The sequence below is a fragment of the Burkholderia sp. BC1 genome (assembly GCF_052683555.1).
On the sequence record NZ_JBQYLP010000018.1, the window covers coordinates 38,839 to 55,174 of the forward strand.

At 66.8% G+C, this 16,336-nt stretch carries 18 protein-coding genes; 13 read left to right on the forward strand and 5 right to left on the reverse strand.

The genetic code is table 11. The features are described 5' to 3' along the window. Positions 1-68 precede the first annotated feature (68 nt). The gene (locus ACSHSS_RS11770; RefSeq protein WP_445544987.1) at positions 69-1,166 is read right to left on the reverse strand and encodes a porin; all 1,098 of its coding nucleotides are present in this window, start codon (positions 1,164-1,166) and stop codon (positions 69-71) included. A 497-nt stretch (positions 1,167-1,663) separates the two neighbouring features. Here ACSHSS_RS11770 and ACSHSS_RS11775 point away from each other — a divergent pair, with 497 nt between their 5' ends. The 5 genes from ACSHSS_RS11775 to ACSHSS_RS11795 all read left to right on the forward strand — a co-directional run bounded on the left by ACSHSS_RS11775 (position 1,664) and on the right by ACSHSS_RS11795 (position 6,662). Then, the gene (locus tag ACSHSS_RS11775) at positions 1,664-2,338 is read left to right on the forward strand and encodes an HAD family hydrolase (RefSeq protein ID WP_445544988.1); all 675 of its coding nucleotides are present in this window, start codon (positions 1,664-1,666) and stop codon (positions 2,336-2,338) included. Positions 2,339-2,565: 227 nt separating this feature from the next. Then, positions 2,566-3,999, forward strand: a complete 1,434-nt coding sequence (locus tag ACSHSS_RS11780) for a cryptochrome/photolyase family protein (RefSeq protein ID WP_445544989.1) — start codon at positions 2,566-2,568, stop codon at positions 3,997-3,999. A gap of 248 nt (positions 4,000-4,247) precedes the next feature. After that, a complete protein-coding gene (locus ACSHSS_RS11785; protein ID WP_105756203.1) occupies positions 4,248-4,496 on the forward strand; it encodes a hypothetical protein in 249 nt (82 codons plus the stop codon). Between the two features lie 135 nt (positions 4,497-4,631). Next, positions 4,632-5,375, forward strand: coding sequence for a YoaK family protein (locus tag ACSHSS_RS11790; protein ID WP_261527028.1), 744 nt, complete (start codon positions 4,632-4,634; stop codon positions 5,373-5,375). Between the two features lie 333 nt (positions 5,376-5,708). Then, a complete protein-coding gene (locus tag ACSHSS_RS11795) occupies positions 5,709-6,662 on the forward strand; it encodes a universal stress protein (RefSeq protein ID WP_088926993.1) in 954 nt (317 codons plus the stop codon). A gap of 162 nt (positions 6,663-6,824) precedes the next feature. Here ACSHSS_RS11795 and ACSHSS_RS11800 read toward each other — a convergent pair whose 3' ends face one another. Further along, positions 6,825-7,472 carry a BON domain-containing protein gene (locus ACSHSS_RS11800; RefSeq protein ID WP_105841851.1) on the reverse strand — a complete coding sequence of 216 codons (648 nt, stop codon included), beginning with the start codon at positions 7,470-7,472 and terminating at the stop codon, positions 6,825-6,827. Positions 7,473-7,627: 155 nt separating this feature from the next. On the opposite strand from ACSHSS_RS11800, the gene ACSHSS_RS11805 reads away from it, so the two are divergent. Further along, positions 7,628-7,951: a DUF2964 family protein gene (locus tag ACSHSS_RS11805; RefSeq protein WP_373421891.1), complete on the forward strand. Its 324-nt coding sequence runs from the start codon at positions 7,628-7,630 to the stop codon at positions 7,949-7,951. A gap of 102 nt (positions 7,952-8,053) precedes the next feature. After that, complete coding sequence (locus tag ACSHSS_RS11810; RefSeq protein ID WP_105841742.1) at positions 8,054-9,466, forward strand: MBL fold metallo-hydrolase RNA specificity domain-containing protein; 1,413 nt, start codon at positions 8,054-8,056, stop codon at positions 9,464-9,466. Between the two features lie 88 nt (positions 9,467-9,554). Here the strand turns inward: ACSHSS_RS11810 and ACSHSS_RS11815 are convergent, their stop codons facing one another. Then, positions 9,555-10,094: a hypothetical protein gene (locus tag ACSHSS_RS11815; protein ID WP_217060035.1), complete on the reverse strand. Its 540-nt coding sequence runs from the start codon at positions 10,092-10,094 to the stop codon at positions 9,555-9,557. Between the two features lie 193 nt (positions 10,095-10,287). Between ACSHSS_RS11815 and ACSHSS_RS11820 the strand changes: the two genes are divergently transcribed. The 4 genes from ACSHSS_RS11820 to ACSHSS_RS11835 all read left to right on the forward strand — a co-directional run bounded on the left by ACSHSS_RS11820 (position 10,288) and on the right by ACSHSS_RS11835 (position 12,869). Continuing rightward, complete coding sequence (locus ACSHSS_RS11820; RefSeq protein WP_088926995.1) at positions 10,288-11,127, forward strand: universal stress protein; 840 nt, start codon at positions 10,288-10,290, stop codon at positions 11,125-11,127. A 54-nt stretch (positions 11,128-11,181) separates the two neighbouring features. Further along, entirely contained in the window at positions 11,182-11,466 is a 285-nt protein-coding gene (locus ACSHSS_RS11825; RefSeq protein ID WP_258179086.1) for a hypothetical protein, read from the forward strand. A 69-nt stretch (positions 11,467-11,535) separates the two neighbouring features. Continuing rightward, positions 11,536-12,039 (forward strand): universal stress protein, encoded by a 504-nt coding sequence (locus ACSHSS_RS11830; protein ID WP_445544990.1) that lies wholly within the window; start codon positions 11,536-11,538, stop codon positions 12,037-12,039. After that, entirely contained in the window at positions 12,036-12,869 is an 834-nt protein-coding gene (locus ACSHSS_RS11835; protein ID WP_105756210.1) for a universal stress protein, read from the forward strand. The genes ACSHSS_RS11830 and ACSHSS_RS11835 overlap by 4 nt, the downstream gene beginning before the upstream one ends. On the opposite strand, the gene ACSHSS_RS11840 is transcribed toward ACSHSS_RS11835, so the two are convergent. Beyond that, positions 12,863-13,093 carry a hypothetical protein gene (locus ACSHSS_RS11840; protein WP_445544991.1) on the reverse strand — a complete coding sequence of 77 codons (231 nt, stop codon included), beginning with the start codon at positions 13,091-13,093 and terminating at the stop codon, positions 12,863-12,865. The genes ACSHSS_RS11835 and ACSHSS_RS11840 overlap by 7 nt on opposite strands. 241 nt (positions 13,094-13,334) lie before the next feature. On the opposite strand from ACSHSS_RS11840, the gene ACSHSS_RS11845 reads away from it, so the two are divergent. Both ACSHSS_RS11845 and fnr read left to right on the forward strand, forming a co-directional pair. Next, a complete protein-coding gene (locus ACSHSS_RS11845; RefSeq protein ID WP_088926999.1) occupies positions 13,335-13,982 on the forward strand; it encodes a response regulator in 648 nt (215 codons plus the stop codon). A gap of 474 nt (positions 13,983-14,456) precedes the next feature. Then, the gene (gene fnr, locus ACSHSS_RS11850; RefSeq protein ID WP_105836733.1) at positions 14,457-15,230 is read left to right on the forward strand and encodes a fumarate/nitrate reduction transcriptional regulator Fnr; all 774 of its coding nucleotides are present in this window, start codon (positions 14,457-14,459) and stop codon (positions 15,228-15,230) included. A gap of 27 nt (positions 15,231-15,257) precedes the next feature. Here the strand turns inward: fnr and ACSHSS_RS11855 are convergent, their stop codons facing one another. After that, positions 15,258-16,247: a zinc-dependent alcohol dehydrogenase family protein gene (locus ACSHSS_RS11855; RefSeq protein WP_088927502.1), complete on the reverse strand. Its 990-nt coding sequence runs from the start codon at positions 16,245-16,247 to the stop codon at positions 15,258-15,260. Positions 16,248-16,336 lie beyond the last annotated feature (89 nt).

Here is a 16,336-nt window from a genome sequence, read left to right on the forward strand (position 1 = left end):
GCCGTCCGCTGCGAGTGTGTCATTCGTGCGTTACCGCCCATCCGTTACCCGCCGCGGTGCGTACCTCGCTAGAACACCGTATGAACACCGATTCGTCCGATGCCCTGATTCGCACCGGACGATGCGCCGTCCGGCTCCATGACGCCGTTGATGCGCGCCTGCGCACCGTTGCTTGCGTGCTGCCACGCCGTGCTCGCGTACACCATCGTGCGCTTCGACAGTGCGTACTGCACGGTCGCGGTGACCTGATGCGCGTGGTTGTGGTCGAGCGCTGCGTTGCCCTTCATGTACATGTAATCGGCGCCGATCAGGAGCGGACCGGCAAACTGCCACGTGCCGCCCCATTCCGTCATCCAGATCGAGCCGCCGGATGCCGCGTTGCGCACCGTCGTCACCAGCGCGCTCAGCCTGGCGGGACCGATTCGATAATGCGCGCCCGCGCCCCAATTGCGCACGCTTGTGGCGGCGAATCCGGGCCGCGGTTCGTACTTCTGGGTCGTGTAGGCGGCGGCCGCCCCGAACGGGCCGACCTCGTAATCGACGCTCGCGCTCACCGCATTGCCGGCGCCGATGGAGCCCGGTACGCCGCCGAACCCGTAAAGCACGCTCGCCTTCAATCCGTGAAAGACCGGGCTTACGTACTTCACCGAATTGGCGATGCGCTGGCTGCCGGCCATGCGGTCCCAGTCGAACGCACCGGTCGGATTGCCGGGCAACGCGAGCTTGCTGAACGGGCCGTTACGCAGGTTGTACAGCCCGGCGACATCGGCGGCCGCGTCGGTACCGCTGAAAAACAGCGTTTCCGCCATGAACTCGTACTGATTGCCGAAGGTAACCGTGCCCAGACGATCGTTCTGTACGCCCACGTACGCTGTCCTCGCGAACAGGCCGTTTCCGATCGTCGCGCCGGTGCCCGGCGAAAGCTGGCTCACGAGCTGGAATATCACGCGCGTGCCGCCGCCGATGTCTTCGCTGCCGCGCAAGCCGAGCAGACTCGGCGTGAAGATTCCGTCGTCGAACTTCGCGGCGGCGTGGCCGCGCTCATTACTGACGTAACTGAGTCCTACGTCGAGGGCACCAAACAACGTGACGCTGCTCTGCGCGCACGCGATCGGTACATGCGCGACTATCAACAGCCCCGTGACATAAAAACGCTTTCCGGCCATGAACGGTTTTCTCTATTGATTCGCGATCCGAATGAATCGGTGCGAACTTCCTCGTATGCCGTGCGCCTGCAGATGTACGCACAACTTGTCGGTTACACCGGACCGGACGGCCGACCCGCGCGGCCATCGGAGCGCCGGCAGGGCACCGCGTGTTGCTGGCCTGGCGGCACGCCCGTCCTGGAAAAGTCTAGCGTATCGAACCGCGTTTCGACGTTCGTGACACGAGAACATAATGTTCTGCATCTCGCGGCTACGCAGCGCCGCCTCGATCGCCTACACTGGTTGGTCGCCCGCGGTCGTCCCGCAATCGAACGATGCATTCGCCGCGTGTGCCGTCGCGCTCGCCAGCCCCACGCCGACGACAATCGCCCGGCATGAAGACGCCGCGCCTCGAGCGGCGGCGGGCGGCCACGGCCGACCGCGCAACGCGCCGCTACAATCGCATCTGGCCCATCATTCGCGGCTTGCTTGCGCGAAACCGAAACAGGGAGATTCAGATGCGCATCGAAACGTCATTTCTGTTCGATCTCGACGGTACGCTGGTCGACAGCGTCTATCAGCACGTGCTCGCGTGGAAGGAAGCGCTGGATGCCGAAGGTCTCGAGCTGTCCGTGTGGCGCATCCACCGGAAAATCGGCATGAGCGGCGGCCTTTTTCTGAACCAGCTGCTGCGCGAAACATCGGAAAACATCGACACCGACCGCATCGAGCGGCCCGCACGCCTGCATGCGGCCGCCTACCAGCGGCTGCGCGCACAGGTCCGCCCGCTGCCCGGCGCGACCGAACTGCTGAGCTCGCTTTCCGCCGCCGGCATCCGCTGGGCGATCGCGACCAGCGGCCGGATGGAGACGGCGAGCGTCAACCTCGACGCGCTCGGCGTCGACGCGACGAAGGCGGTCGTCGTGACGCGCGACCAGGTCAAGTATGCGAAACCCGACCCCGATCTGTTCGTCGAAGCCGCGCGCCGGCTCAACGTGCCGATCGAGCACACGGTCGTCGTCGGCGACAGCATCTGGGACATGCTCGCCGCCTGCCGCTGTCGCGCGCTCGGCGTGGGACTGCGCTCGGGCGGCTATGGCACCGAGGAACTGCAAGACGCCGGTGCGCTGCGCGTCTATGACGACCCGGCGGACCTGCTCTGGCATCTCGACGAAATCGCCGCGCGGCCGTAGGTGCGTCGCGCGGTGGTTCGATACGGTGCGGACGCGCGTTGTCGACGTGCAACGGTCCGCGCGACAGCGCGTATCAAGAGCTGCATATGCCTAAAGGCCGAAACAGAGAAGGCCACTTCGTCATGGCACACCTGTAAGACGCGGAAATCGTCAGCGCATCTCGCCGACGCATCTGAAGTGGCCGATCAGCTTGCGCGCGAGGCAAGCCTTATGCGGGATTGATTCCAATGTCTGTCGCCATCGTGCTCTTTCGCCGCGACCTGCGGCTTTCCGACCATCCCGCGTTGTCGGCGGCATGCGCGCGGCACGATGCCGTGCTGCCCGTCTACGTACACGCGCCGGATGAAGACACGGCGTGGGCGCCGGGCGCGGCGAGCCGATGGTGGCTCCACCACAGTCTGACGTCGCTCGATCGCGCGCTGCGGCAGCAAGGCGGGCAATTGCACGTGATGGAGGGCGACCCGACGATCGCGGTGCCGATGCTCGCACGTGCCGTCGGGGCGCAGGCCGTGCACTGGACGCGCCGGTACGAGCCGGCCGCCATCGCGTGCGATACGGCGCTGAAAACGACGCTGCGCGCTGAAGGCATCGCCGCACACAGCCACCCCGGCGCGCTCTGGCAGGAACCTTGGACGCTCGCGACCGAGGCCGGGCAGCCGTATCGCGTCTTCACGCCTTTCTGGCGCAAGCTGCGCACGAGCTTGTCCGACTGTCATCCGCTACCGGCCGCACGGCCTCGCCGATGGCTGACTGCGGACGGTTCGATCGCCATCGATACGATCGGCCTGCTGCCGCCGATTCGATGGGACGCGGGACTGGCCGAGGCGTGGCGCCCCGGCGAAGCAGGCGCGTGGGAACGTCTGGAGCAGTTCGTCGACGAAGCGCTGGCCGAATACGGCGACGCGCGCGACGCGCCGGCTCGCATGGGTACCTCGCGGCTTTCTGCGCACCTGCATTTCGGCGAGATCACGCCGACGCAGATTCTACGAACGCTGCAAGAGCGCGTAGCGCGGACGAGCGACAGCGATCGGCCCGACCTGGAGCCGTTTCTGCGCGAACTCGGCTGGCGCGAGTTTGCGCATCATCTGATCTATCATTTCCCGCACACGACCGACGCCAACTTCGACGCACGCTTCGACACCTTCACGTGGGCGCCTGACGACAGCGAGCAATTGGCGCGTTGGCAGCAGGGGCGCACGGGCATTCCGCTCGTCGATGCCGGCATGCGGCAGCTCTGGCAGACCGGCTGGATGCACAACCGCGTGAGAATGGCGGTCGCGAGCTTTCTGACCAAGAACCTGCGTCAGCACTGGCGGCACGGCGCGCGATGGTTCTGGGATACGCTCGTCGATGCGGATCTGGCGAACAACACGCTCGGTTGGCAATGGGTCGCCGGTTGCGGGGCCGATGCCGCACCGTACTTCCGCGTGTTCAATCCGTATCTGCAAGCCGCCAGGTTCGATCCCGACGCTGCGTATCTCAAGCGCTGGCTCCCGGAGCTGTCGGGGCTGCCGGCCGACGTGCTGCATCGGCCATGGAAGCATCCGGCCGCGCTCGCGGCCTGCGGCTATCCGGCGCCGATGATCGACCTCGCGGCTTCGCGAGAAGCTGCGCTGGCGGCGTATGCTCGACTTCCGAAGTCGCGCGGCAACCCATCATGACGATGCCCGTTCGGCCTGTCGCAGCCTCGACGGCGCTGCGCGGGCAAGCGCGGGACACAAAAATCGCCATTTGCCCGCCCGTCCGCCGGTCGCGTTTCCCAGCCTCGGGCTCGACTCTCCGCTTCCTCCACTTCGGTTCGCCGCGCGCAACGACTTTCGATACCGCGACACGCCCATCGGCGGATAATGGCCGCGCATAGTATCGAGTTGCCGAAGTCTCGCCCGGTCACTGTCGGAATCGTGTCGTCATGGAAAATCGTCTGAGCTATGTCCAGGTCACGGCCTGCGCGGAACGAGAGATACAGCATCATCTGTTGGCGGCCGCGGCACGTCCGCGCGGCAGTCATGCGGCCGATCTGCATCTCGGCGCGGCCATCGGCGCATTCGACCTGTGGCGCTGCCTCATGATCGAGCTCGGTGCCGAAGGGCTCGAACAAAGTTACGCCGGTGACGCACAACGCCTTCAGGCCCTGCTCGGCGCGGCCTCGTCCTCGTGAGCGCCCGTCATCGGCGCTGCTCCCGCCGCCGAGTCTAACGAAACCGGGACGGCACGACAGGCAGGCATGCCGCGCATGCTACGATCAGCGACGTCGGCCGCGACCGATAGCTCTCTCGCCGCTTTTGGGGTAATCATGCCCATCAACTATCTTCGCGCATTCACCACGCTCCATCGCAGCGACGCCGCGAATCGCCGTCTGGGGCGATCGTTGGCCTTCGTAGCGGGGGCGGCCAATGCCGGCGGATTCTTCGCTGTCGGGCAATACACGTCCCACATGTCCGGCATCGTATCGTCGATGGCCGATAACCTCGCGCTGGGCGACATCGGCGTCGTGGCGGCCGGCCTCAGTTCATTGCTGTCCTTCCTCGCCGGGGCCGCCACGTCGGCGATCCTCATCAACTGGGGCCGCCGCCGGCAGCTAAGCAGCCAGTACGCGATGCCGCTGATTCTCGAAGCGACGCTGCTTCTCCTGTTCGGCCTCCTCGGATCGGGACTCGAAACGCACCACGTGCTATTCCTACCGGCCACCGTCTGCCTGCTCTGTTACGTGATGGGCCTGCAAAACGCGATGATTACCAAGATCTCGAAGGCGGAGATACGTACGACACACGTCACCGGGTTGGTCACCGACATCGGCATCGAACTCGGCAAGCTGATTTATTGGAACGTCGGAGCGTCGCAGCGGGATCTCGTTCGCGCAGACCGGCAGAAACTTCTTCTGCTTGGATCGCTGCTGCTGTCGTTCCTGGTCGGGGGACTGGCAGGCGCGGTCGGCTTCCGCCATGTCGGGTTCCTGTCGAGCGTACCGCTCGCCATTGTCCTCGTGACACTCGCCGTCGTGCCCGTCTTCGACGACATGCTTGCTCGACGTCGTTAGCTGCGGCGCCGGCCAATACCGGCTGCAATGCGCCAGCCGGTCACCGCGATCGCGGGCGGCGTGCCCGCGTCGAGCTTTCCGCGTACTCGGCGCACTGGCCTATCGGCCAGCCGGATCGGAAAGCATCGTCACGCGGATCCGGCCGTCGCCGTGCGATACCCGAGCCGGACAGCGAGCCGGTCGGCGCCCTTTTCGATGGTTCGCGATCGGCAGAAGCGAACGTGCCGCGATGTCGATACTGACGGCCGTCGCCGTTGACCGGGATCAATCTGCCGCGCGCCATCGTCGCGAAAATGGCTGTACGCAGACTCTCTGCGACGACCGGAGATAGTCATGAGCGCCAGTGCTTCCGCCACCGAGGCTCACTACGCACATCGGCGCGTGCTGATCGCGATCGACGTTTCCGCCGCCTCCGAGCGCGCGCTTGCGTACGCCCAACGCATGCTGCACGCGAACGCGTTCGTGCACCTCGTCAGCATCGCGGAAAATCCGCGCACGCTCGTACCGCTCGGATCGCACGCGATGTCGTTTCTTCACGCCGCCCGAAACGAACTGCTGAAAGACGCCGCCGACTGTCTGTCGCGCGCCCAGCGCACCATGACGCGGCGCCCCGACATCGTCGTGAGCACCGAAGTCGTCGACCTTTCAGCGCACGGCGGCGATATCGTCGACGCACTGACCGACCGCGCACAGACGTGGCAAGCCGATCTCGCGATCGTCGGCACACGTCAGCATCATGGCGTGCGTCGCTGGATCGAGGGAGCGGTCTCGGGCCCGCTTGCGGCTCGTATCGGCTGCCCGCTGCTCATCGTGCCCGAAGGCTTCGTGCCGAATGCCGACGCTCTGCCACGCCGCATCCTGTTCGCGGTCGATGGAAGTGGTCCGGCACTCGACGCGTTACGCGTCGGATTGCAGTTCGCGACGCCTGGCGCCGAACTTCGTGCCCTATATGTCGTCGATCGCGCCGTCTCGCTCGGCGACTTCGTACCGATCGACACGGTCGAACGTGCATTGAACGCAGAGGGTGACACCGCGCTACGCGAGGCCACGGCAATGCTCGTAGCCATCGGCGCGCACGCACACTCACACCTCACTCAAACGGATCAGACGGCGCCGGACGTCCCGCACGCGATCGTGCGCGAAGCCGTCGAGTGGCATGCCGACCTGACCGTGATGGGCACGCACGGCCGGCGAGGAATCGCAGGCTGGGCGCTCGGCAGCGTCGCGGAACGCGTCGCGCGAATCACGAACACGCCACTGCTCCTCGTCAATGCAAACCCCGCCTGATGCGCAGCAATCAGGCGGCCGGCCGATCATCCGAAACGACGGGCCGCTCGAAATGCAGCACATCGTACGCGGCATCCGTCCAGCCGCTGTCCGTCTACGATAGGCGCCCGTCCTCGGCCGGCAACCCGGATCCGGGCGGCCGCAGGAACTGCAGGCGAAGCGTCAGGCCAGATTGAGGCGATCGACGACTTCGCGAACGCCGGCGACCGACGCCGCTGCGCCGCATACGGCGCGTCTTTCCGCCGGCGACGCCACCGTGCCCGTCAACGTGACGACGCCATCGTTCGCCTGGACCGAGATGCCGGCCGATTCGCGCCGCGCGCGACGCGCCAGCGCGTCCGCAATCCGTGCGCCGACGTCCGGCACCGTGCGGTCGGTCCGCACGCGGAGGCGATCGGCTATGTCTACGACGCCGATCATCCTGCTCACCATCGCTTCGGCCGCATCGCGCTGCGATGGATGATCGACTTCGCCGTCGAGCGTCACGCAGCCGTGATCGACCTCGACATGGATCTTCTGACCGCGCAACGCCTGCTGCCAGCCGAGCGCGAATGAGATCGCGATCGCGAGTTCCCGATCCGCGCACGCGTTCTCCGGCGGAACGACACGCAGTTCGAGCAGCAGCACCCGTGCGTCGGCAATATGCAGCGCCGTCTTTTGCGCCTCGAGTTTCTGCGCCCGGCTATCGACCGTGCCGCGCAACGTGACGACGCCGTCGCGCACGGTTACGTCGATCCGGCGCGCGTCGATCGCCGGGTTCCAGAACAGCGACTGCTCGACTTCCTGCTCGAGTGCTGCGTCGGACTTCATGTCGGTCTCCTGTCGGCCACGGCGGCCGCGATTCGTGCGGCCGGCTTCGCGCGATGCCGGAACGAGCATCGCGCATCGGCGCGCCGCCAGTTTGACGAGGATCAAGCGGCGTTCGGCTTGCCGTGATGTAGGCCGTCCGCGCGGCACGTCGCGACATGTCGATTCGTCCGTTGATACAGATCAATCCGCCGGCGCCGCACCACGCGATCATGACGCAAGACGCCGGAAAAGCCGCGCGCCGCGCGAACGCTTCGCGGCGCACCGCAACCGGTGTCGTCCGGGAGACCGCCATGATCCGAAACCATTACCGAATCGCTCTCGCGACGCTCAGCGTGTTCCTCGCGATTGCGTCGCTGGTCGGCATCGTTCACGGGATGCTGTTCGACGAACGTGTCTTCAGATATTCGATCGCCACGTTGATTTCGAGCATCCTCTCGTTCGTCGTGCTGCTCAATCCGGCGCCGGGCGAGCGCCCGTGACAGACGCGGCCGTCACGGAACGCACGATATTCGGTTCCGTCCCGCCGCATGCCCGTTCGCGGGCCGACCGACTCGCGACAGCCCCCTTCCGGCGAGGTCTTCATGAAACTGACTTTTCTCGGTGCAACGGAAACCGTCACCGGTTCGAAGTACCTGCTCGAGTACGGCAAGCGCCGCGTCCTGATCGATTGCGGGCTGTTTCAGGGAACGAAGAATCTGCGGCTGCGCAACTGGAGCCCGTTGCCGTTCGCGCCCGACACGCTGGACGCCGTCGTGCTCACGCATGCGCATATCGACCATAGCGGCTACCTGCCCGTGCTCGCGCGCAACGGCTATCGCGGGCCGGTATATTGCACAGCGGCCACCGCCGAACTATGCGACATCATGCTGCGCGACAGTGCGCGCCTGCAGGAGGAAGAAGCCGACTTCGCGAACCGGCACGGTTACTCGAAGCATCACCCGGCGCAACCGCTCTATACGGTCGACGACGCGCAGCGCGCGCTGCATCTGCTCATGCCGATCGCATTCGACGAGTGCACGACACTCGCCGACGGCCTCTCGTGTCGTCTACTACCGGCCGGGCATATCCTGGGCGCGGCGAGCGTCGTCGTGCACTGGGATCGCAAGGTGCTCGCGTTTTCGGGTGACCTCGGCCGCTATCGCGATCCGATCATGCAGCCGCCGCTGCCGCCCGTTTACGCCGACTATCTGGTCGTCGAATCGACGTACGGCGACCGGCTCCATCCCGATTCGGATCCGGAGAGCGAGCTGGCCGCGCTGTTCGACAAGACGTTCGCGCGCGGCGGAGTCGTCGTGATGCCCTGCTTCACCGTCGGCCGCGCGCAGGAAGTCCTGCACTATATCGCGCGGCTCAAGGCAGCGGGCCGCATGGCGCACGTACCCGTCTTTCTCGACAGCCCGATGGCGACCGACGTCACCGACATCTATCGCCGCCACGTCCTCGAACACCGGCTGACGCTGTCCGAGGCCGACGCGCTTGGCCATGCGGCCACGATGACCCGCACGGTCGATCAGTCGAAGGCGATCGGCGAACATCAGGGTCCGATGGTCGTCATCGCCGGCAGCGGCATGGCGACCGGCGGACGCGTGTTGCATCATCTGAGCCGCTACGCGCCCGATGCGCGCAATACGATCGCGCTGGTCGGCTATCAGGCCGCGGGCACGCGCGGCGCCGCGCTCGCCGCACACGAACCGACGCTCAAGATTCATGGCGAATACGTACGCGTGCGTGCCCAGGTCGAATCGATCACGGCGCTCTCCGCGCATGCCGACTACGCCGACTTGCTGCGCTGGCTCGGCACGCTGCAGCGCGCGCCGCAGCGGACCTTCGTCACGCACGGCGAACCCGGCGCGGCCGATGCGTTGCGGCGACGCATCGCCGAGCGACTGCGCTGGCGGTGCGAGGTACCCGTCTACGGACAGTGCGTCGATCTCGACACGCCGGAAACCGGCGAACTGCGTGAGCGCGCCGCGCCCGCGACGGTTTCATCCTGACCCGCGGCCGTGACGCCGGCTCGCCGGCGCCACGCGCAGGTGAACCGGCAATGCGAGCCGCAGTCCGCTCGTGACGAGCTCGACACGATCAGCGCAGTGGCTCGACCTCGCGCGCCGCTTCCTTGCCGTGCGCACGTACGGCCGCGCCGTCGGGCGATCCGCTCCCGTCGATGTCGCCCGCGATCCGGTGCTCGAGGGCCGTCATCCAGTCGTGCCACGGCATGCTGGCCCCATCGACGAGCGCCAGCCGGCTCAGATCGGGCAACCAGTCGATCTGTTCGCGCGGCATCACACCCGCGCCGTATTCGCGCGCCCACGCGCGCCAGACGCCGGCGCTTTCGTATTGCCTGCGCAGCGCCAGCTCGGCCGCGTCCTGCCAGATCGCGACGGACGCAATGGCGTAGTCGCGCATCGCCCGCTGCACGATTTCGCCGAAAGCCGGCCAGTTCTGTGCTTCCGCCAACGCCTGCTGCAACCGACGGATCGCGTCGCGGTCCCGCTCGATGCGCCGGCCGGTCAGCGCATGCCATCCGTGCTGCCAGTCGGCGATCAGCGCGTGGATGCGCAATGCGAGATCGCTCGTGGCGCACCAGACTTCGTTCGGCTTCGTCAAAGTGTCGGTGCTCATCGTCGTTCCTCGTTCGGTCCGGTGACCGGGCTGTCGTCGTCTTGCGGCCGGCTCGAGCGGCGAGCGCGGCACCGCGTCCCTGCCACTGTGCGGCGGCAGCGCACAAGCCCCGTTGATCTGCGTCAAGCGCGTACCGGGCACGCTTCCTAGACTGAACTGCACTGACGGATGACCCGTCGATGGAGCGATTCCGATGACCTACAAAAGCCTAGTCGTGCATCTCGACACGAGCACCGGCGCTCACGCGCGCCTCGAGTTCGCGCTACGCGTCGCCCGGCGCTTCGGTGCGCATCTGACCGGGCTGTTCGCGACCTATACGCCGGAACCGCACTCGTTCTACGTCATGGCAGGATCCGCCGACTACTTCCGCGATCAGCGCGAGCGGCGCGACGAGCGGCGCGCGGCACTCGAACGCCTGTTCCATGCCGAAACCGTGCGCGCGAAGGTGCCGTCGGCCTGGCTTCGCACGGACGCACGCGCGAACGTCGCCGTGCCGCGCGCGGCGCGGCTGGCCGATCTGGTGATCGCCGGCCAGAGCGATCCGAACGATCCCGAGACCTACATCGACGACCAGTTTGCGGAAAATCTCGTCCTGTCCGCCGGGCGCCCTGTGCTGTTCGTGCCGTACACGGGAACGTTTCCGTCGGTCGGCGAGCGCGTAGCCGTCGGCTGGGACGGCAGCCGCGAAGCGACGCGCGCCGCGCATGACGCATTGCCGTTTCTCGAACATGCGAAGCGCACGACGGTCGTTGCCGTGACCGACGGCGATTCGGCAGCCGCCACGATGCGCGTGCCGGCCGCCGATGCCGCGCTGATGCTCGCGCGCCATGCACCGGACGTCGATGTGCTCGACATCGATGCAGGCGCCGGTGCGTCGATCGGCGACACGCTGCTGTCGCGCGCTTACGAATCGGGCTCGGACCTGCTCGTGATGGGTGCATACGGGCATTCGCGATGGCATGAACTGCTGATGGGCGGGGCAACGCGTACGGTGCTTGCGTCGATGACGCTGCCGGTGCTGATGTCGCACTGAACGATGCGTACGCTCGCGCGGCTCGTCGAGCTCGTCGTGCCGGAATGCCTCGTCGTGCCGCGCCTGTTCGATACCGGCGCGCTGATCGCGCCGCTCGGCAGGCTCGACACGCGCGTTTTCGCCGCCGGCATCGGCGAGTGTCCGGCCGATTTGCGCGAAAGGATCTGCACGTCCCGCGCGCAGCTCGACATCGACGTCGATCCCGCGGCGAGCGCGGCCGATATGCAGATCGTGTCCGCGGCGTCGCGCGCCGTCACGGTGGCCGTCGAGCGAACCAACGCAACGTCAATCGCCGCGCGCCCCACGCTCCGTCTGCTGCACGGCCAAAGCGGCGCTTGATCCAGATCAGCGCGACCGGCGCGCACGCGCCGATGATGAAAGCGTGCACCACCATTCAAGGGGACCATCGTGTATTCGAACATTCTCGTCGCGCTCGACGGCAGCGAAACGTCGTCGCGAGCGCTCGACGCCGCGCTCGACGTGGCGGCGCAAGCGGGTGCGCAACTGACGCCGGTCTATGTCGTCGACTTCCTCGTGCCGGCTTACGACACGTTCGGATACGACCCGTCGATCCTGATCGATTCGTTCCGCGAGGAAGGGCTGCGCGTCGTCGAAGACGCGGCGCGCCGGATGGCCGCGCGGGGCGTGCGCGGCACGCCGCAGATCGCCAACGTCGAGCCGGCCGGCGAAGACGTCGCCCAGCGCATCGTTCGCATCGCGCGCGACATGGACGCCGATCTGCTGGTGATGGGCATGCACGGCCGGCGCGGTTTTCGGCGCGTCGTGCTCGGCAGCGTGGCCGAACGGGTCCTGCGTCAGGCGACGTGTCCCGTTCTGATGATCTCCGCCGCCTGCGTCGCGAAGCAGCCGGCCCCCACCGTCGCGGCATCAACCGAAAAGGCATCGACATGAGCTACAAGACCCTGCTCGTCCATCTCGACGACAGCGAACGCTGCGCGACGCGCGTCGCCCTCGCGCTCGATCTCGCGGGACGCTGGAATGCGCATCTGATCGGTCTCTACGTGGTCTGTCAGGATCTGTTCGAGCCGCTGCGGCGCCCGGACGAGCCGCTCAAGCTCGCCGTCTACGAGCGCCTCTGCGACCAGCGGCGCAAAGAGGCCGAGGGCAGATTCCTCGCGGCCGCCGAACGAGCCGGACGCAGCGTCGAATGGCAAGCGCCGTCGGGCAATGCGATCGACGCGGCGGTTCTGCATGCCCGTCATGCCGATCTGCTGCTGCTCGGCCAGGAGGATCCCGACGATCGCATGACGCACGTTGCGCGCCATTTCGTCGAGGACGTCGTGATGGGCAGCGGACGTCCGGCGATCGTCGTGCCGTATGCGGGCGACCTGCGCAGCTTCGGCCGGAACGTGCTGATCGCATGGGACGGCGGACGCGAAGCCGCACGCGCGATGAGCGATGCGCTGCCGCTGCTCGCGCCTGCGCGGTTCGTGCACGTCGAAACGGTCGTTCACGGGCATCGCGACCCCGAGAAGACGCCGGCCGGCGTCGACGTCGCCGCGTATCTCGAGCGTCACGGCATCCGCGCGGCGTTCTCGTCGACGCCGCACGATCCCGCCGCCGGCGTCGGCGCGACGCTGCTGAACCGGATCACCGACCTGCACGCGGATCTTCTCGTAATGGGCCTGTACAGCCACACGCGCATGCACGAGCGCGTGCTCGGCGGCGCGACGCGTACGATCCTCGAAGCGATGACGGTGCCGGTTCTGCTGTCTCACTGAAGCAGCCGCGCTGCATTGCCGGCGGCGGAGGGCGCCGCCTGCGGGCGCCCCTGATTTTGCTCATAGGCGGCCGGCAGCGAAATCCGGCCCTCACGCACCACCCGCACCGGCCGGTCCGCGTCGCGTTCGGCCGCCACGCCTACCGGGACGGCCGACGTGTCCGCCCCGTCCGCATCGATCGTCTGCGCAGCGCGCGCCGGACAGCGCAAACCCAGCTTTCGCATCGGTCCCGATTGGCGAAAACGGCAAAGCGGCGCACAATCGCGCACGAGATCGCCGTTTCCGTGCAGCCTCGCCCTTCGCGCCTCGCATGCCGTGCCACCAGCCTGCGGCGTCCGCCACGATGAACGGCAGTGACGGCCAAGGCGCCCGCTTCGAAGACCGTATCGGCTTCAGGCCCGGCGCAGGCTTCACGGTCGCCGTCACGCTATCGCTTCGTGCGATCCGCCAAGGAGGCGTCCTGCCATGATCAAGGTCCTTATCGCCGACGACCACGCGCTCGTGCGGGACGGCCTGCGGCACATCCTGCAAGACGCGCGCGGCTTCGACGTGGCCGGCGAAGCGCGCGACAGCGTGTCCACGATCGCGCTCGTGCGCAACACGGACGCCGACGTTCTCGTGCTCGACCTGTCGATGCCCGGCCGGAACGGTGTCGAGCTGATCAAGCAGATCAAGGACGAGAAGCCGTCATTGCACATCCTCGTGCTGACGATGCATGCGGAGCAGCAATATGCGGTGCGCGCATTCCGGGCCGGCGCATCCGGCTACATGACCAAGGAAAGCGCGAGTGCCGAACTGGTCGCGGCGCTGACGAAGATCGCCGCGGGCGGCGTCTACGTGAGCCTCGCGATGGCCGAGCAGTTCGCGCAAAGCCTGAATGAACCGACCGACCTGATGCCGCATCAGCGCCTGTCCGACCGCGAGTTCGATGTGTTTCGGCGCGTCACGAGCGGGCAGTCGATCTCGGAAATTGCCCAGGCGCTGTGCGTGAGCGTCAAGACCGTCAGCACGTACAAAACCCGGATCCTCGAAAAAATGCAGATGCCGAACGATACGGCGCTCGTGCGCTACGCGATGCGCCACAAGCTGTTCGACGATCCGGACGAGCTCTGACGGTCCGAGCCGGGCGAACCGACTCTCGCGATGAAGGCGCGGCCGCGAACGGAACGCGAGCGCGCCGAGCGCTGCACGGCGATCGGCATCCGATGCCGCAAAGCCGGGCGCGCATCGTCGAGGTGGGTCGGGCATGCGGCCGCTGCGCGGACGTCGCGCGGGTCGCACCGATCGCGACAGGCTGCCGCATCGCTGTAGGAAACGCCCTACAGCCCTTCCGCGTCGCCTACCGCATCTTCAATTCCTGCTGATTTTCTTCACGGCGGCCGGCATCCATACTCCGTATCAAGAAAAACGACCACGCGCGCCACCCGGAACACACGCAGCGTCACGATCGAGGCCGGCCTATCGACCTCCGCGCTCAGCCGGCGTGGTGCCCCGGTCAAGGACAGCGGCGGAAACCGAAGCCGCCGGTACGGCGGCCCGCACGATCCTGGCGGGCAGCAATGCGCCGCCTACGAATTGGAGCCGATCATGCAGAGCCATGCCGATGTTTTGTCGCCGCACCCATCGCGTCCGTTCATCCCCTTGCATCCGGTCGAGCGGACTGACCAGCCCAAGCGTGCGGCGTCCCGCTGTTCATCGTGCGCGCTGCGCACGGTGTGCCTGCCGGCCGACCTTTCGGCAGACGATTTCGCACGCGTCGATGCGATGATCTGCACGACGCGGCACATCAGGCGCGGCGAGACGCTTTACCGCGCCGGCGACACGTTCAACAGCATCTATGCAGTGAGAACGGGATCGTTCAAGACCGTCATGATGCATCGCGACGGCGACGAGCAGATCACCGGCTTTCAGATCGTCGGAGAATCGCTGGGACTTGACGGCGTTTGCGCCGGGCGACACAACGCAGACGCGATCGCGCTCGAAGACAGCACGGTCTGCATCATTCCGTTCGGTCAGCTCGAGCAGATTTGCCGCGAAGTGCGCACGATGCAACATCACGTGTATCAGATGATGAGCGGCGAGATCGTCCGCGAATCCGCGCTGATGCTGCTGCTCGGCACGATGAGCGCCGAACAGCGCGTCGCCGCGTTTCTGCTGAACCTGTCGGCGCGCTTCAGGGCGCGCGGCTACTCGGCCGCCGAGTTCGTGCTGCGGATGACGCGCGACGAGATCGGCGAATATCTCGGGATAACGCTCGAGACGGTCAGCCGCATGCTGTCGAAGTTTCAGCGCACCGGGCTGGTCGCGGCACACGGCAAGCAGATCAGCATCGTCGATCCGAAAGGGCTGAGCCGCATCTGACGCAAGCCCCGGCCTGCGCGTCGAATCTCATTCGCGCACGCTCAGCACCGCTGCACCGGATACGCGTCCCATGCGCAGATCGTCGAGCGCGCGGTTCGCGTCGGTCAGCGCATAGCGCACGGCTTCGACCTTCAGCGGCATGGCGTCCGCGACGCGCATGAACGCGCGGGCATCCGCGCGCGTCAAGTTCGCGACCGACGCGATGCGGCGCTCGCCCCAGAGCCAGGCGTACGGGAAAGCCGGGATGTCGGTCATGTGGATGCCGCCGCACACGACGATTCCGCCCTTTTCGACCGCTCGCAGCGCCGCCGGCACCAGCGCGCCGACCGGCGCAAAAATCAGCGCCGCGTCGAGCGGCTCCGGCGGCGTCTCGTTGCTGCCGCCGGCCCATGTCGCGCCGAGCGATCGCGCGAGCTGCTGGGCCGCCATATCGCCCGGCTTCGTCAGCGCAAATACTTTGCGCCCTTCGAGATGCGCGACCTGCGCGACGAGATGCGCGGCCGCGCCGAAGCCATAGATTCCGATCCGCCGTGCATCGCCCGCCATGCGCAATGTCCGATGACCGATCAGCCCCGCACACAGCAGCGGCGCGGCCTCCAGCGCCGAGTAGCGCGGTGGCAGCGGCACGCAATACCGATGATCGGCGACGACGCATTCGGCATAGCCGCCGTCGATCGTATAACCGGTAAACGCCGGGCTGTCGCACAGATTCTCGCGACCCGATGCGCAATAGGCGCAATGACCGCACGTCCATCCCAGCCACGGCACGCCAACCCGATCGCCGACGGAGAAGCCCGTCACGCCTGAACCGAGCGCTCGCACGGTTCCGACGATTTCGTGCCCTGGAATCAGCGGCAGCTTCGGGTGCGCGAGCTCGCCGTCGATCACGTGAAGATCGGTGCGGCATACGCCGCACGCCAGTACGTCGATCGATAGCTGCCCCGGCGCGGGCCGGGGATCGGGAGTCTGTGTCACGTGCAGGATCGGCGTCGTGCCGTCGAACGTCATTGCAAGCATGCTGACCTCCGTGCGCGATCGTTCGCGTTCCATTCTCCCAGCGTAGCCGCCGGCGCACCGCATGCACACGTTTGCGGTAACGCGCGCTT

Coding starts and splice junctions, on each gene's coding strand:
- ACSHSS_RS11835 (WP_105756210.1), top strand. CDS start 12,036: ATGAGCTACAAGACCCTGCTCGTCCATCTCGACGACAGCGAACGCTGC.
- ACSHSS_RS11800 (WP_105841851.1), bottom strand. CDS start 7,472: ATGAAGTCCGACGCAGCACTCGAGCAGGAAGTCGAGCAGTCGCTGTTC.
- ACSHSS_RS11770 (WP_445544987.1), bottom strand. CDS start 1,166: ATGGCCGGAAAGCGTTTTTATGTCACGGGGCTGTTGATAGTCGCGCAT.
- ACSHSS_RS11820 (WP_088926995.1), top strand. CDS start 10,288: ATGACCTACAAAAGCCTAGTCGTGCATCTCGACACGAGCACCGGCGCT.
- ACSHSS_RS11805 (WP_373421891.1), top strand. CDS start 7,628: ATGTCGATTCGTCCGTTGATACAGATCAATCCGCCGGCGCCGCACCAC.
- ACSHSS_RS11855 (WP_088927502.1), bottom strand. CDS start 16,247: ATGCTTGCAATGACGTTCGACGGCACGACGCCGATCCTGCACGTGACA.
- ACSHSS_RS11790 (WP_261527028.1), top strand. CDS start 4,632: ATGCCCATCAACTATCTTCGCGCATTCACCACGCTCCATCGCAGCGAC.
- ACSHSS_RS11840 (WP_445544991.1), bottom strand. CDS start 13,093: ATGCGAAAGCTGGGTTTGCGCTGTCCGGCGCGCGCTGCGCAGACGATC.
- ACSHSS_RS11785 (WP_105756203.1), top strand. CDS start 4,248: ATGGAAAATCGTCTGAGCTATGTCCAGGTCACGGCCTGCGCGGAACGA.
- ACSHSS_RS11795 (WP_088926993.1), top strand. CDS start 5,709: ATGAGCGCCAGTGCTTCCGCCACCGAGGCTCACTACGCACATCGGCGC.
- ACSHSS_RS11780 (WP_445544989.1), top strand. CDS start 2,566: ATGTCTGTCGCCATCGTGCTCTTTCGCCGCGACCTGCGGCTTTCCGAC.
- fnr (WP_105836733.1), top strand. CDS start 14,457: ATGCAGAGCCATGCCGATGTTTTGTCGCCGCACCCATCGCGTCCGTTC.
- ACSHSS_RS11845 (WP_088926999.1), top strand. CDS start 13,335: ATGATCAAGGTCCTTATCGCCGACGACCACGCGCTCGTGCGGGACGGC.
- ACSHSS_RS11775 (WP_445544988.1), top strand. CDS start 1,664: ATGCGCATCGAAACGTCATTTCTGTTCGATCTCGACGGTACGCTGGTC.
- ACSHSS_RS11810 (WP_105841742.1), top strand. CDS start 8,054: ATGAAACTGACTTTTCTCGGTGCAACGGAAACCGTCACCGGTTCGAAG.
- ACSHSS_RS11815 (WP_217060035.1), bottom strand. CDS start 10,094: ATGAGCACCGACACTTTGACGAAGCCGAACGAAGTCTGGTGCGCCACG.